Source organism: Methylobacillus pratensis, from assembly GCF_054072455.1.
The window spans coordinates 1-13,459 of record NZ_JBSUSR010000002.1 but is presented as its reverse complement, the minus strand read 5'-3'; the positions used below and the strand labels follow the sequence as shown (position 1 = coordinate 13,459).

General features: G+C 47.9%; 19 protein-coding genes and 1 tRNA gene. 6 read left to right on the top strand and 14 right to left on the bottom strand.

Annotated features, from left to right (window positions below):
- Positions 1–7: 7 nt before the first annotated feature.
- A tRNA-Ile gene (locus tag ACW4YW_RS04745) sits at positions 8–86 on the top strand.
- 106 nt (positions 87–192) lie between these two features.
- Complete coding sequence (locus tag ACW4YW_RS04740) at positions 193–795, top strand: hypothetical protein (protein WP_457136523.1); 603 nt, start codon at positions 193–195, stop codon at positions 793–795.
- Here ACW4YW_RS04740 and ACW4YW_RS04735 read toward each other — a convergent pair.
- From ACW4YW_RS04735 to ACW4YW_RS04695, 9 genes are all read right to left on the bottom strand, one after another.
- Positions 755–1,756, bottom strand: a complete 1,002-nt coding sequence (locus ACW4YW_RS04735) for a phage integrase (RefSeq protein WP_457136522.1) — start codon at positions 1,754–1,756, stop codon at positions 755–757. The genes ACW4YW_RS04740 and ACW4YW_RS04735 overlap by 41 nt on opposite strands.
- Positions 1,757–1,912: 156 nt before the next feature.
- A complete protein-coding gene (locus ACW4YW_RS04730) occupies positions 1,913–3,145 on the bottom strand; it encodes a zonular occludens toxin domain-containing protein (protein WP_457136521.1) in 1,233 nt (410 codons plus the stop codon).
- Positions 3,146–3,152: 7 nt separating this feature from the next.
- On the bottom strand, positions 3,153–3,470 hold the full coding sequence (locus ACW4YW_RS04725; protein WP_457136520.1) for a hypothetical protein: 318 nt from the start codon (positions 3,468–3,470) through the stop codon (positions 3,153–3,155).
- Positions 3,471–3,479: 9 nt separating this feature from the next.
- On the bottom strand, positions 3,480–4,391 hold the full coding sequence (locus tag ACW4YW_RS04720; protein ID WP_457136519.1) for a hypothetical protein: 912 nt from the start codon (positions 4,389–4,391) through the stop codon (positions 3,480–3,482).
- A gap of 618 nt (positions 4,392–5,009) precedes the next feature.
- Positions 5,010–5,144 carry a hypothetical protein gene (locus tag ACW4YW_RS04715; protein WP_457136518.1) on the bottom strand — a complete coding sequence of 45 codons (135 nt, stop codon included), beginning with the start codon at positions 5,142–5,144 and terminating at the stop codon, positions 5,010–5,012.
- 12 nt (positions 5,145–5,156) lie between these two features.
- Positions 5,157–5,462, bottom strand: coding sequence for a hypothetical protein (locus ACW4YW_RS04710; protein WP_457136517.1), 306 nt, complete (start codon positions 5,460–5,462; stop codon positions 5,157–5,159).
- Positions 5,459–5,671: a hypothetical protein gene (locus ACW4YW_RS04705; RefSeq protein ID WP_457136516.1), complete on the bottom strand. Its 213-nt coding sequence runs from the start codon at positions 5,669–5,671 to the stop codon at positions 5,459–5,461. Before ACW4YW_RS04705 ends, ACW4YW_RS04710 begins: the two co-directional genes overlap by 4 nt.
- A gap of 5 nt (positions 5,672–5,676) precedes the next feature.
- Positions 5,677–5,973 (bottom strand): hypothetical protein, encoded by a 297-nt coding sequence (locus tag ACW4YW_RS04700; protein ID WP_407997750.1) that lies wholly within the window; start codon positions 5,971–5,973, stop codon positions 5,677–5,679.
- Positions 5,974–5,976: 3 nt separating this feature from the next.
- Positions 5,977–7,083 (bottom strand): replication initiation factor domain-containing protein, encoded by a 1,107-nt coding sequence (locus ACW4YW_RS04695; RefSeq protein ID WP_457136515.1) that lies wholly within the window; start codon positions 7,081–7,083, stop codon positions 5,977–5,979.
- Between the two features lie 316 nt (positions 7,084–7,399).
- Here ACW4YW_RS04695 and ACW4YW_RS04690 point away from each other — a divergent pair, with 316 nt between their 5' ends.
- A complete protein-coding gene (locus tag ACW4YW_RS04690; RefSeq protein ID WP_457136514.1) occupies positions 7,400–7,612 on the top strand; it encodes a hypothetical protein in 213 nt (70 codons plus the stop codon).
- Here ACW4YW_RS04690 and ACW4YW_RS04685 read toward each other — a convergent pair.
- Positions 7,607–7,786, bottom strand: a complete 180-nt coding sequence (locus ACW4YW_RS04685; protein WP_457136513.1) for a hypothetical protein — start codon at positions 7,784–7,786, stop codon at positions 7,607–7,609. The genes ACW4YW_RS04690 and ACW4YW_RS04685 overlap by 6 nt on opposite strands.
- 117 nt (positions 7,787–7,903) lie before the next feature.
- On the opposite strand from ACW4YW_RS04685, the gene ACW4YW_RS04680 reads away from it, so the two are divergent.
- The 3 genes from ACW4YW_RS04680 to ACW4YW_RS04670 are packed head-to-tail and all read left to right on the top strand — an operon-like array spanning position 7,904 to position 9,769.
- Complete coding sequence (locus ACW4YW_RS04680; protein WP_407997761.1) at positions 7,904–8,179, top strand: helix-turn-helix transcriptional regulator; 276 nt, start codon at positions 7,904–7,906, stop codon at positions 8,177–8,179.
- Between the two features lie 49 nt (positions 8,180–8,228).
- Positions 8,229–8,972, top strand: a complete 744-nt coding sequence (locus tag ACW4YW_RS04675) for an abortive infection system antitoxin AbiGi family protein (protein WP_457136512.1) — start codon at positions 8,229–8,231, stop codon at positions 8,970–8,972.
- A gap of 29 nt (positions 8,973–9,001) precedes the next feature.
- Positions 9,002–9,769: a hypothetical protein gene (locus ACW4YW_RS04670; protein ID WP_457136511.1), complete on the top strand. Its 768-nt coding sequence runs from the start codon at positions 9,002–9,004 to the stop codon at positions 9,767–9,769.
- A 9-nt stretch (positions 9,770–9,778) separates the two neighbouring features.
- Here the strand turns inward: ACW4YW_RS04670 and ACW4YW_RS04665 are convergent, their stop codons facing one another.
- From ACW4YW_RS04665 to nhaR, 4 genes are all read right to left on the bottom strand, one after another.
- Positions 9,779–10,363 (bottom strand): hypothetical protein, encoded by a 585-nt coding sequence (locus tag ACW4YW_RS04665; protein WP_457136510.1) that lies wholly within the window; start codon positions 10,361–10,363, stop codon positions 9,779–9,781.
- Between the two features lie 24 nt (positions 10,364–10,387).
- Complete coding sequence (locus ACW4YW_RS04660; protein WP_457136509.1) at positions 10,388–11,365, bottom strand: ImmA/IrrE family metallo-endopeptidase; 978 nt, start codon at positions 11,363–11,365, stop codon at positions 10,388–10,390.
- A gap of 358 nt (positions 11,366–11,723) precedes the next feature.
- Positions 11,724–12,209 carry a GlcG/HbpS family heme-binding protein gene (locus ACW4YW_RS04655; RefSeq protein ID WP_457136508.1) on the bottom strand — a complete coding sequence of 162 codons (486 nt, stop codon included), beginning with the start codon at positions 12,207–12,209 and terminating at the stop codon, positions 11,724–11,726.
- Positions 12,210–12,405: 196 nt separating this feature from the next.
- Complete coding sequence (nhaR, locus tag ACW4YW_RS04650) at positions 12,406–13,305, bottom strand: transcriptional activator NhaR (protein ID WP_457136507.1); 900 nt, start codon at positions 13,303–13,305, stop codon at positions 12,406–12,408.
- Positions 13,306–13,459: the final 154 nt, after the last annotated feature.

Genomic DNA, 13,459 nt, shown 5'->3' with positions numbered 1-13,459 from the left:
AGTTTAAGGGCCTCTAGCTCATGCATGGTTAGAGCAGCGGACTCATAATCCGTTGGTGCCCGGTTCGACTCCGGGGAGGCCCACCAAAGAATCAAGGGGTTACGTTAATTCGTAACCCCTTTTCTCATTCTAATGTCAACACAATGTCAACGAAGGCATAATGAGGACAATCACATTACTTAAAATTAAAAAATGATTGAAATATTAATTGAGATATTAAAGGGGCTCGCAATAGTAGTAATACCTTTGGTAACAAAGCACATCTTTGAGAATTTCAAAGGTACAGTAAAGGGGCATGCTCGGCTTTTAAAGGATTTTAAGTTTATTACCAACTTTATGGAGGGTGGTGATATAGAGTTAAGAAATCCTCTAATTGTGGAGCAAGCGTTCTATACTTTTTTCAGAAAGCGTTATTCGTATGAGGCAATCAGGTGTTTGCTGAAATATCCGAATCCTACTAGAGCATTTTCACTTTATGACAAGGGAAGAAATTATTTAGAGGTGCGGAATCAGCGAATTTACTTTGAGGAAAAATACGCATCAGCGAGAAAAAGAAAATGGCTCAGAAGACTAAAATATATCGTGGCTTATATTTTAGTAATGATATTTTTATACTCATTAATTTTTTATCCTAGGCTGTCAGATTATTTTGGTAGTGGGGTGTATTTGCAACTGGTTATTGGCACTTTTATATTTGCCGTTATAGGAATGGGGCAATTTTGGGAGGCTTTTGGTTTGCACTGCGCCGAAGCGCTTATAAAAAAGCAAGAGAAGCTAGAGGGTTATAAGTCTTAGCTTCTTGCAGATGCTCCGGCGCAAGATGGGCATACTTCATGGTCATGGTGATCGAGCTATGGCCGAGAATGCGTTGCAAGGTGAGAATGTTGCCGCCGTTCATCATGAAGTGGCTGGCGAAGGTATGGCGTAGGACGTGGGTTAGCTGACCTTGTGGTAGCTCGATGTCCAGGGTTGCAACGCAGCGCCGGAAGTCTTCATAGCAATCCTTGAATAGGCGCATGCCGAAGCCTTTGATGGTACGGCTTGTGATTTCATCGGCAAGATCTTGCGTGATGGGTATGGTCCGGTTTTTACCAGACTTTGTTTTTGTGAAGTGGATTTGGTTATTCTTGATCTGGCTAATGCGCAGTTGTTCGGCTTCGCTCCAACGTGCGCCGGTGCTCAAACAGATTTTGGCGACTAGGTAGGTGTTGGTCTGCCTTTGTTCTAATGCGCCAAGCAGGATTTTGATTTGCTCGTGGTTGAGATAGGACAGTTCACGCTCTTCAAGCTTGAATTGCCTGAGGTCCCGCAATGGGTTCTCTTTTGTCCATTCGCCTACGCGGCGTAATTCGTTGAATACCGCTCGCAGGTAGGCATGTTCCCGGTTCATGTTGTTTGCTGTCAGGCCGCTTTCAATGCGCTTGGTGCGGTAGCTGGCAAACATGGCGGCATTGAATACGTCTGCCGTCGGATTGTGCATGGCTTTTGCCATGGCTAATAGACGTTGATGGGTGTCTTTGCCTGATCTTAGCTGGCTGCCGTGATGCTTGTACCAGAGGTCCACTAGGTCGGTCAGGCGGCGATTATCTCGCTTTTGTGGTTGCCATGCTGGAGTTTGAATGACTTGGGTTTTTACCCAGGCTTCCCAGGCCAAAGCTTCAGCTTTGGTGGATAGGGTCTTGCGGAAGCGCTTCGCGCCCCGGCCGCCGGGCTGGATATCGACGAGCCAGCCGGAAGGGGTTTTCTTGATGGTCATACGTTTAGGTCTATAAGCGGATTGCATGTCGTCGTGCCGGACGACGGCACGACCCTAACGGGCAAGCGACAGCATGCAACCGAGGATAGGCCGGGGTTTCGCTTCGCTACAGCCCTATCGGGCCTCACATCGCCCCGGCTACGAGATTGAGAGGCCCTAGTCTGCATGGGAGAGGCCTTCATCCCGGATTAAGTCCAGCCTTGCCTGTGTGACCTTGCCATCCTGGTCGATCTTGGGCCAAGCGGTAGCGATATAGCGCGAATGGTACTTCTGGATAATGGCGAGGCTGGCCGTCTGGTTGACCAGCACATGCCAGCCCATCATTTGCAGCTCATCGAACGACATGCGGTCCACCACTCCCTGCGACTCGTTGTACCACTCAATCACCCCGGATACCTTGTTGCCCATTTGGATATAGCCGGAGAGGCGGATACGCGCGGTTTTCGAGAGGTGGTCCACGATATCGGGCGGATCATCGGGAATCAGCATCGGATCGACGAAGGCCGGTGACTTGGCTTGCTCATCGTAGGCCGGCTTGACCGGGGCGGGCTGCGGTGACGGCTCTGCCGGTTCTGCCGCCTTTGGCAATACCGGCATCGTCGCAGGCACGGGCGCTGCCTGGGTAGTCACGGCAGGCGTATCCTGTGCCTTCTTCTCGGGCTTGGTGCCGCCGACCAGGCCGCCCGACTTGAACATATAGACCACATAAACTATCGCGCCCACAAATACCACGCCATAAAGAGGAAGCCACTTTTTAATAAAAGGATGGTTCCAGACGTTAGCGCGATCATCCACCAACGTTTCCTTGTTGGCAGTTTCATCAGTATGGGAAGCATAAGCCCCAAAGTAAGACTGATCATATTTCTGTCCCTTGATTGAGCGGATTTCCTCGAATACCACATCCTTGCCCTTGGGCACCGGCTTGAACACGATCGCCGTGAACTCGTCCGGTTTGCCCGCCGCATCGCGCTTGAGGAAATACACCTTTTGCGCTACCCGGCGACGCCAGAGGTTATGGATATCCTTGATATCCTGGCCCATGCAGAGGATGTCCAGGCCGCGGTGGCCGTGCTCGGTAATGAACTTGGTGATATCCGGGTTGAGCTTCTCCCGCGTGGACGGCCAGAAATTCTGCAACTCGTCCAGGACCACAAACGCGTCATTCTCTACATGGTCGTAGACGGTCGGCACCTGTTCCGCCGTGAGCGGGTGCAGCAGCTCACGGCATTGTTCCGGCGGGATGTCCGCCAGCACCGCGATATGGTCGTGGTTCAGCCCGTTCAAGTAGGCAAACACCTTGCGCCCCTTCTTGAGCATGGGGACGATGTAATCCTTGAGGGCGTTGAGCGACTTGCCGGAACGCGGCAGGCCTTCGTAGAAGATGATCATGGGGCACCTACCATTGGAATAATGTGAAGAGCTTGCGGGCCAAGCGGAAGGCTACTCCGCAAGCAATAATGGCAAGCGCGGATTTGAAATCAATCTGACTCACCACGTAAATGGCAAACGGCGGGAGACGGCCAATGAGATCACCGACCCAATTGACCGGAACGCAACAAGGATCGGGGATGAGTTCAAGCAGATCACCAACACCCGTTAGGACGTTATCGAACAGCCAAAGCAATATGTCTTTGAGCAGATCGAATAAGGCTGTGAATGCCTCCCCGAAGAGGTCCTTAAAGAACTTGGAAATTTTCTGTAACCAGTTATCCATGATGGCTCCCTAGAATAAAAATGCGATAGAGAAGGCCACCCAAGTCGCAGCCAATTGAACACCGATGCTTAAGACCTGATACATGCTCAAAGCAGCAGATCCACAAAAAACAGCATCGAGGTCGTAATCGAAAGAATAACCACCGAAACCGACAGAGCCAGAAAGGCCACCGCAGGAGCCGCCCGGCATGGTGACTTCAAAGAAACCAGTAATGGACTTGAACCAGGACAGGTTTTGCACTCGATCGCCAAAGGTTTGCATCACGACCTTAAAAGTCTTGTCTTCGCTGTACTGGCTTTCATACAGGCCATCCACGTCAACAGCCTCGCCGGAATCGATTTCCTTGCATGCCGGAATGTCAGGGTTCTCCGCGCAGATATCGACCTTCTTGTCCTGGTCATTCCCTTCGCTGCCGTTGTTGTTGCCATTGTTGGAACCGCCAGACACCGCACCCGGTGCCCCTGTCGCTGGCGTTTCAGTCTTGGTCGTGGTGCTGGAGCCGTCCGGGTTGGTCGTCGTCGTGGTAGTCGTACTGGAACCATCCGCCCGGGTCGTGGTTTCGGTTTCCGTGGTCGAGCCGTCCGGGTTCTCGGTCTTGGTCTTTTCGGTTTTCTCGGTTTCTTGTGGCGTATGCGGGTTTTGCGGCTCGCCATCGCCGGAGCCGACACAAGCGGTCTTGCCGTTGATCTGCCCCATCGTCTGCCCATTACCGCAGGAAGGCGGCGGCAGGCTGGTTGTCCCCGGCGGCGCGGAGCCAGTACCGCCCGGGCAGTCAAAGCCGTTGTAGATGAACGAGCCTTCCGCGAAATAGTGATATTTGCCGTTGACTAGCTGTTCTTTGCCCGGGATATTGCCATCGAACTTAAGCATGCACTGGTTGAGGCAGGCCACCGTGCTGAAATTGGTAGTGGACGTGCCCATTTCGAACAGGCCGGAGCGGGCGACCTGACCTTCCTTATCCTCGCAGGTTGGCGGAGGTTCAGAGCATGAGCCATCGGGTTGGCGTACTGTTGGCGGCTCGCAAGCCGGGACGGTACACATGACAGGAGTAGACTCATTAGGATTTTGCCTCACCCATGTACCGTTATTCCCGGTGCAGGAGACGTATAAATCCAGATAGTTCAAGTTGGAGTAACCGGATAAATTTGGATGAGTGGCCCTACAAGCATAGGTACGATGGTCATATTGCACGGCTCCAGCGGGAACATATCCGTAACCAGAATTGCCGGGCGCGGTATACCAAGCCAGCCACGGGGTACAGAGCGCCTCAGGATCAGGACCATTTAATGCGCCGGTATAGCCGGAGCCTGGGGACGCGTATACCCATAACTTATGCGAGGCCGGAATTTGTTCATCGGCTGCACTGGCAAGCAATGGCAATATCATGAGTAATGCAACGAGGAAGCGCATAGCCATTATCCCGCCGAGAAGACAACCCAATAAATGCAGGCACATGCAAGGCCAGAAAGAAACATGCCGAATAACCAGATCATGGGAGCGAAGTGGGGCGGCTGGAGGTTATCCGCCGCCCCTGGCTAATTAACGGAAGAAGTTAGCCAGCTTGTTGGCGCCCCAGGCCGCGACGTTAGGGGCGATCTTGACCGCCCCCATGCCGATGATGGCGGCAGCCAAGCCAGTGACTACAACTGCGTCAGCGATAGAAGAAAAGTCCATTTGTGTTTCCTTTCATGTTTTCCAAAAATTAACCAACTTAGAAACCGCCCAGGCCATCATGCCGACGGTCATGGGCAGCGAGAACCCGGCGAACCATGCTTGTCCAAGCATGGAGGCGTCGGGCATTTGCCAGAGGCCGGCCCAGGAGCCGGCTTCTTGCAACACGTAGGCTGTGCATTCTTCAACCGGTGTCAGGTTGGCGATCACATAGCCGTTTGAATCGACGGTGGCGCAGACTTCCGCAAAGGCGTACACGGAGAGGCCACCCAGGAGTAGGCCGAAGGCCAGGGCTAGGAGGTTGATGATTAGCCGTCTCATGCGGCGACCTCCTCAATCTCGGAGACGATTTCCCAGGCAGAAAACACCGCATAGTCGTCGTCCAGGTTAAGACGTGCCGTATCCACCGCTTCATGCGGGCAATAGAGTCGCCCGGCTTTCTCGGCAAGGTTGGTGTAGCCCAATTCCTCGGTGAGAAAAGCTCCAGTGCTACGGCACTGAATGATGTAGAAGCGGCGGAACTCGGTCATGATGGTTAAGCCGCTGTCTTGAGTTCAGACTTGCCGACCAGTTTGAAGCCCTGGCAGACAATGCCCTTGGTGGTCATTTCCAGGTCGAGTTCAGCCTCGACCGGGTAGGGGAGCTGCTTCAATTTCTCGAAATTGGCCGCTGTACCGAACGTGATGGTTTGCGCATTGAAGCCGACCTCAGAGCCAGCCGAGGTGGAAACAGGCATCACAACGTGGATTTTGGTGAAATCGTGCTTTGTGCCCTCAACAACATCGTTGAAGAAGCGCGCGCCAAGAACAGTTACTTTGCTTTTAAATTGCATGATTTAAGTCCCTTCGTGGAGAAATGAGAGAACAATAGGCATGTGATCTAGCGGGGAGTGATGCAGGCTGGAGTCAACATGGCGATAAGATGGAGGGAGTACGCCCTTTGGGAGCTTGCCCTCTCGTTTGATTAACTCGACGACTCTTTCAGCAGAGCCTTCGACGTTAAGCATCAGGTTGATAGCGGCACCACACTGGCGTTTCAGCCATTTCTGGGTGCGCTCATAGCAGGTTTGTACTGTCTTCTGGACAGTCTTTATGCGTTGGATATCGACAGAGAAACTGCCGAGAATGGGATAAGCCGCTGCAAAATACTCGTGCGGGAAGAGCAAAATTTCAAACGGTATAACTCGGTCAACTGACTTGAACTCGACTTCAAGCCGCATCCATGGCGAATCTGTGCCACCAAGCTGCTTGCCTTTTTCATAGCCGCAGAAAAATTTTCCATTTGAGCGATTGCCAATATAGACGGTTCGCCCCTTACCATTAGGATTTTTCCAGTTGCCCCGCAGCTCAATATCAGGATTTCGCCCGCCACAGTTAAAGCTCCCATGCTCGTACTCCTCAACCAATGAATCAGGCGTAAAGCGCTCGCCCTCAATATCGTCATGCGCTAAGTCAACACGGGTGATCTTGGGATTGGCGGCTGATTTAAGGAAGTCATACAAGCGACGCTCCCAACCACCACGAGCCGCAGCGCAACCCTCACCGGATAACGAGATCAGCACGGTATTGCGTTGCCCGCCATAGCATACGAGGCCGTAGTTTTCGCCCAGGACATAAGAGGTCTTATAGAAATTGGCCCCTTTATCCCGCTTTACCGTGATACCGAAACCAAAAATGGATTCACAGGCCAGCGATACGGAAAGAATGACTTCCTGGTCCGTCACAGCACCCTCCAGGATCTGGAACGTGTCCTCATGCATAGTCACGTTAATCCAGTCCAGGAAACAGACTTTGGAGGAGTAATGCTTTCTTTCCGGGATTTGCTTGATTTGCCCACCCTCAAGAACGAGCTGTACATACTTTCCCCCCGTATTACCTGTGGGGGAAGCCGTTGCGCCAACACTGCCGTGCGGCAGTGTGGTGGCCGCAACGGCTGCGTCCATGGCGTTAACGCTGTACTTCAAATCAGCATTAATACGGTCAGTCTTCTTGCACTAACTTTGCACGTGCAAGCACATGCGCATCAGCGTGAAGGATTGGACGTTTCTTGATCGAAGCCATTAACGGATGAGCTCCAGTAAGGGGTTGAAACTACAATGAAATTTCCCCTTGTAGGAAAATGCGAGTATGGTGGGAAGTTCTCCAGCTATTGACTCATAGCTTTCAGGGGTACTTTCTTGTCCGCGTTGAAAAGCGTGCCCATCAACTATCCGAGCCAATCTCTTCAGGAGTTCTATCCCCCAGGAAAAGGCGATAACGATGAACGCATCTTTTGTAATCATGATTAATGGCAAATACGTCGGCTCAGGCGGAAACGGCGAGCTCAAATTGTTCGATACGATCTGCGAGGCAGAGAAGCTCAATTCATATGCCGAAGCATTCTTCGTGGCGAGCCATTGGTTTTTCGATGATTGGCAGATCATTGAAGTGGCTCCCAGCAATTCCGCTCGATTCGACATGGCCTTTTCATAGCGAAAACTCTTGCTCCAGCGCGTGTTTGTTCAGCAGCGCTAGGTTCACCAGGCGGTATTTGCCGATCTCGACCACAGGCAGATAACCGCGATTAATCCAGCCTGTGACAGTGTCTTCCGTCACGCCTACCAGCTCGGCAAATTTCTTGCGGGACATCACCGGCACGGATGGCATTTGACTTGTATCTACTGGACTGTCCATAATCGCGATAGGCCTCTATATATTTCATTGGATGGCTATACGTGAAATCACGTATACGTTAGATCACACTGTAAGGATATTCACGTATAGATGTCAAGTGCTGTCGGAAGAAAAATTAGAGCAATCCGAGAGTGCCTCGATATGGGAAGGCAGGAATTCGCCGATTTAACCGGGATTCCTAAAGGCACCTTAATTGGTATTGAGCAAGATAGGCATGAGCCAAAAGCAGGGGTTTTGGAGACTATTGCTAAAGTTTGGCCTGAATATGCCGCTTATCTGCTAACAGACGAAACGAACGTAAAACAGAAAAATCCGGAGCTAGAAGCTTTGGCCAGGGAATTGGAAGATCAGAAAAAGGCGAGTTAATCGCTCGAGAAGTAAAAGAAAAATGGTTTAGAAATATAAGGGGAAAATCGTGAGGCCAAAGTCTAATACTTTGTTTCATTTCACAAAAAGTCAAGAAACCCTAAAGTTAATCCTCAAAAATGGATTCTGGCCTAGATATTGCCTTGAAGATGTGACTTGGCTTGCATTCGCTAATCCACATGAATATATTGCTTACCCATTAGTATGTTTTTGCGATATTCCGTTGTCCAGAATATCTGAACATGTGAATTTTTATGGAGAGTTTGGAGTTGGTTTAACTCGAGAATGGGCAGAGAAAAATGGCTTAAATCCAGTTTTATACGTTGCCGGAGACAATAATATTACAGCATCGTTCAGAGAGCTAATTACACAGGGAGATCAACATACTAGTGTTGATTTGCAAAATTCTTGCAGAGCTACAGCTCGTTATCTCTATGCCCACTCTAAGCCACTCGCTGGACGAATGGTAGTGAATGGACAACCAGTTGAGAAGGTGTTTTATCAAGAATCGGAATGGCGATATGTTCCCAAAGAAGAAAATATTGAAGAATTTTTAATAAAAGCAAATTTTGATAATCAAGATTATTTAAATAATGCAAATAAACTTACTAAAGAACATTGCACATTAAAATTCACACCAAAAGATGTGAAATATATCTTTGTAAAAAAGGACTCTGACATTCCCGACATAATTAATTTTATTCAAGTTGAATTAGACCAGCACCCAGGGGCAGATCAAAAAATATTAATGTCTCGAGTTGTGTCTTTGGAGAGTTTGAGCGAAGACTTATAGTAAAAAAATAGTAATGATGAGGGCGCATCATGAAGTTAGATCAGGAAGACAAAGAATTCTTCCAGCGTAGAACACGCAAAGAAACACCGCACGGCCGTCTGGCCTTCATCCTTGCATCAATAATCATAGCGGGTAGCTTGTATGTGCTTTATGAAAACAAGCAAACTAAACCTAGCATGCAGCCTACTCTGATGATCGCGCAGTCAGAACCATCTAGAAGCGCTTTGCCACAGACTCAACCAAGGCATTACGAGTCGCAGACTTATCAATCAGCACCAAGACAATATGAGCAGGAGGCTATAGAAATCAAGCCAGAGCCTATCTATGTTCCGAAATCATCAAGAACTACTGTATTTAAGTGCATACAGCCTGATGGCAGCATCCTCTACAGCGGGACACTATGTAATCCCGAAGCCGCTACCCAAGTCGTGAATGTCGCAGAAAACGTAATTGATTCAAGCTCTCTTAGAAACAACGCTACACAAAATAGAGCTATGTCACTGCATAGTGGTACCCCAAGCACGCGAGTTGATGAGGTGCGCTATATGTCAGAGGTTGATGTCTGGAAAAGAGTAAAAGAACTAGAAATGGACCTTCAATCCATCACCGCTACCCCAGAAAAGATGAGCGCAGCCCGGACAGAAATCAACGTACTCAAAAACAGGAGAGTCCGAGAACTTAGCTATGACGATGAAAACGAGCGGGCAGGGTTACGACGCTTACTGAATAGTCAGAATAGCGTTACTCGGCGCGAAGCTCTCAATAAGTTAAACTATCTGTATAGAAGGTACGGATAGTTAAATTAACTATTTGAAAAGAATGAATTTCGCTTCGCCTGACAGAGCATTTAAGTTCGACATAATTGATTCGAGTGCATGTTCTGCATTTCTACCGAAAGTTAGTTTCATAAACTTGTCAGTATGATTTGATTTTGTAATTTTAGAATCAATATGATCGAAGCCATATTTTTCAATTAACGAATACAACACTTTCTCAAAACATAAAACATTTCCCTCAAGTTTAGAAAAAAGCGTATCGTCGTTATCAGCGAAGATGGAAATTTCGCGAATTGCACGCTTGTCGCCAGTTATCATTTTTGCATTTTCTTGGGTTGAAAAAACAGCGAGAAGCTGTCTTTCCCCAATGTCGAGAGTAGAGTATCGATTCAATAAATCATTGTCGGCAGGAGGGATAACTGAGCTTTTTGAAAGAAAGTAATCTAATCTTTTAAGAGAGTCTGAACAGCCTTTTAGTTTATTTTTTAAAACATACTTAAGTGAAGATAAAATAAGAATTTCATTAGGTGGAACTTCGAGGATAACCAGAAATTCCTCTATTAAATTACAATGTATGACTTTATAAATAACGTCATTGTCAGCAATAAATATCAATCTGTAGCCTATTTATTATTTTTGTTAGATTAGCACTGTCTTGTGTAACAAACTTTCTTGATCCTCGGAAATGAAGGTCATGTCAGAATTGTTGTAAAAGTTAGAGTTGATAGTTTGTGGGCCGCTTTTGGTATGCTTGATAAATTTCAGAGCGGTTTGTCCCACAGCAAACATGTTATTCGTGTTGCTATAATTTAAAATTACGTGACCCAAATCCACTCTCTTTTCTTTAGCTGTTAAAAGAGCTGCAGTAAACAATGACTTTGCATTAAGTGGAACTTTTGAGGTGTAGTCAGCCTTTTTCCCATTGAGTAATTGAATGGCGAAATCATCAGCCTCCTGCTCATCAGAGTCAGTGCCATGGCCTATTGTCTCATCAGCAACAAAGCCATCATTTTGTAGATGATTCTTAGCTATATGGCCAAGCTCATGTGCTAAATGGAATAGTAATGAAGACGGGTCACAGTTTTTTGATAAAACAATCGCAAACCTTCCATTTAGCCTTATAGCTATCCCCATCATTTTCTTACCGGGAAGTTTGGGAACATGCAAAACAGGAAGCCCTGAATTATTGCAATATTCCAATAATGATTCTAAGCCAACATTCTCATGTTTTTCTAAAATAATGTTCCTAATAGCTAATGGATCTGGAGCCACAGGAACAAAAGGGACCTTAAAAGCTTTTAAGGCAAGCTTAGCGATAGCCGTTGCATACTGAGCACTGGGTGAGACAGCGTTTTGGTCAACATTCTTATTTAATTTGAATTTGTGCTGCTGGTTAGTCGCAAAATACAAAGGAGTCGATTGGGAATCAAAACTACTCCATTCAATGTTAAACACGCTAGAAAAGTATAGTTTTGCCTGCTGGTAACCGCTCTCAGACAAAACGATCTCATCATCCCACCAGTCAGGAAGCGTCATGCGGGCAAATGCTTTTGGAATGCCTATGTCCTGTAATTGCCCATACAGAGCTTTCATTATATCGGTATGAGTTTTTGCCATATACTCCTTATGCATTTGTATTATATTTATACTCTGATTATATACGACGACGATTGTTCCCTTCAATAGTTAGTTAGTACTAACAAATGGCAACAGAATGTCGACAATTAAGATAAGCAGAGAATAGTATTGAATGCAGTGGATTTTCTATCTGCATGATTAGAAAGGTAAAGCTTTATAATGGGGCTTGAGGGAATTTACTCATAATTCGTTGGTGCCCGGTAAGATGGCTGATTGGCGAATGCAGCAGCTCACTTCCTAAGTTTGATTATTTGATCGATGTCCATCCTTTAATTAGCACACTGAATACAAAAGGAAGGGTATTGGTATTCAGCGTGCTTTTATCTTGCTGGAGGTTTTATTTGGCCCCAAGAGCTGCCAAGCCTGCGGCGGCCGCTTGTTCATCCTGCTGAGAGGTAGCACCGCTTACACCGATGGCGCCTACGATTTTCCCGTCAAGGATGATTGGCAAGCCGCCTTGTAGCGGCAAAACATTGGGTAGGTTGAGTAGGGCGACGCGACCACCGGCTACTACATCGTCCAGCGCTTTGGTTGGACGTTTGAAATTGTTAGCGGTGCGAGCTTTGCCAATGGCGGTTTCCACGCTGGAAATCTGGGTGCCGTCGATTTTCTCTAGATAGGACAAGCTGCCGCTGCTATCGACTACTGCGACTACTACCGCCAAGTTATTTTTTTTTGCATCTGCAATCGCCGCTGTAGCGGCTTTTTTGGCCTGTTCACTCGTGATGGGAGCTCCGTAACCGATGATATCAGCGGCCAAGCCGAAGCTAGAATAGGACGCAAGGATTGCAGCAACGATAGTCGAGCGGAAAATATAAGTCATTATTGAGGTCCTTTTTATGAAAAGACCTAGACCTGCAATTGATATGCCAATTGGAAAAGAAAATGTAATTGGCTGTTTTTACAGTTTTTTGTATGGAAGTATTTGAGTGGGATGTTCAGTGCAAATCACTTGTTAATGAAAAATCAACAGGCTGATGCTTTTGCAGCATTTCTGGAGCGCTCTTTCTGTGTAGCTTTTAAGGTTTGTTAAACAAAAATAGTTTATCCGCTGATTCATTCACGGCTACCACGGCAGGATGAGTTGCTCGCTTGGGTACGGAAATGGCGTAGAAATGTTGGGTAAATTCGTCGGTGTCGGCGATTTTGATGACGTCATACTCCTGTTCAATTTCATGCGCGATGACGGATGAGACGGTAAAGAAACCTGCTCCTGCTGTGCCGAAGGCTTTCATCAGCGCGCTATCATCAAACTCCCCGACAATGTTGGGGGTGATATGTTGCTCGTTCAGCCAGCGCATGATTTGCCCCTGTAACAAGCTATCCTCTCCCATGACCAGCATGGGTGCGCGGTGCAGGCGGTCCGGGAACTGGCCTGGATATTTCATGGCGAGTTCTGCGGTGGCAAAGAAAGAGGTGCCGCTTTCTCCGAGTTTGCGGCTGATGCCGGTGATGTTGACCTCGCTGGGCATGGGCCGGTCTGCCAGCACAATGTCTAACTTATGAATCGCCAGTTGCGCGAGCAGTGTTTCGAAGTTGTCTTCCCGGCACACAATGCGAATCGGGTCTTCTAATTCCATGGCTGCCGAAAGCAGGTGGTAGGCAATGGATTTGGGGACGAATTCTGCGATGCCTACATTGAAAACTCTGGGACGTTTCTTGGGTTGATGATGCAGGGTTTCTTCCAGCATGCTGCCTATTTCAAAGATACGTTCGGCATAAGGCAGCGCAAGCCGGCCTGCATCTGTGAGTTCCAGACCGCGTCCGGCGCGTTTGAACAATGTGACGTTCAGGTCGGCCTCAAGCAGTGATATTTGCCCGCTGAGGGTTTGCGAGGTAACGCCTAATTGCTCACTGGCTTTCACCAGGCTGCCGGCTTTGGCTACTGCCCAGAAATAGCTAAGTTGTTTATAGTTCATCGCTTTTCCTTAGGTGTGGGTTCCAATTCTTCGAAAATCCCGAAGTATTGATCAGAGAATAGTATGTTTTTCTTGTGATCTTCGTCTAGTAGGATGAGCACCATTGCAAGACAAAATATTAATTCACTATTTGGAGACGATGATGAATAAGACT

Bases quoted from the DNA above. Each gene is read 5' to 3' on its own strand.
- nhaR (WP_457136507.1), bottom strand. From the start codon at position 13,305: ATGAACTATAAACAACTTAGCTATTTCTGGGCAGTAGCCAAAGCCGGC.
- ACW4YW_RS04685 (WP_457136513.1), bottom strand. From the start codon at position 7,786: ATGCCATCCGTGCCGGTGATGTCCCGCAAGAAATTTGCCGAGCTGGTA.
- ACW4YW_RS04710 (WP_457136517.1), bottom strand. From the start codon at position 5,462: ATGAGACGGCTAATCATCAACCTCCTAGCCCTGGCCTTCGGCCTACTC.
- ACW4YW_RS04740 (WP_457136523.1), top strand. From the start codon at position 193: ATGATTGAAATATTAATTGAGATATTAAAGGGGCTCGCAATAGTAGTA.
- ACW4YW_RS04680 (WP_407997761.1), top strand. From the start codon at position 7,904: ATGTCAAGTGCTGTCGGAAGAAAAATTAGAGCAATCCGAGAGTGCCTC.
- ACW4YW_RS04695 (WP_457136515.1), bottom strand. From the start codon at position 7,083: ATGGACGCAGCCGTTGCGGCCACCACACTGCCGCACGGCAGTGTTGGC.
- ACW4YW_RS04705 (WP_457136516.1), bottom strand. From the start codon at position 5,671: ATGACCGAGTTCCGCCGCTTCTACATCATTCAGTGCCGTAGCACTGGA.
- ACW4YW_RS04730 (WP_457136521.1), bottom strand. From the start codon at position 3,145: ATGATCATCTTCTACGAAGGCCTGCCGCGTTCCGGCAAGTCGCTCAAC.
- ACW4YW_RS04725 (WP_457136520.1), bottom strand. From the start codon at position 3,470: ATGGATAACTGGTTACAGAAAATTTCCAAGTTCTTTAAGGACCTCTTC.
- ACW4YW_RS04720 (WP_457136519.1), bottom strand. From the start codon at position 4,391: ATGGGCACGTCCACTACCAATTTCAGCACGGTGGCCTGCCTCAACCAG.
- ACW4YW_RS04655 (WP_457136508.1), bottom strand. From the start codon at position 12,209: ATGACTTATATTTTCCGCTCGACTATCGTTGCTGCAATCCTTGCGTCC.
- ACW4YW_RS04690 (WP_457136514.1), top strand. From the start codon at position 7,400: ATGAACGCATCTTTTGTAATCATGATTAATGGCAAATACGTCGGCTCA.
- ACW4YW_RS04670 (WP_457136511.1), top strand. From the start codon at position 9,002: ATGAAGTTAGATCAGGAAGACAAAGAATTCTTCCAGCGTAGAACACGC.
- ACW4YW_RS04735 (WP_457136522.1), bottom strand. From the start codon at position 1,756: ATGACCATCAAGAAAACCCCTTCCGGCTGGCTCGTCGATATCCAGCCC.
- ACW4YW_RS04700 (WP_407997750.1), bottom strand. From the start codon at position 5,973: ATGCAATTTAAAAGCAAAGTAACTGTTCTTGGCGCGCGCTTCTTCAAC.
- ACW4YW_RS04660 (WP_457136509.1), bottom strand. From the start codon at position 11,365: ATGGCAAAAACTCATACCGATATAATGAAAGCTCTGTATGGGCAATTA.
- ACW4YW_RS04715 (WP_457136518.1), bottom strand. From the start codon at position 5,144: ATGGACTTTTCTTCTATCGCTGACGCAGTTGTAGTCACTGGCTTGGCT.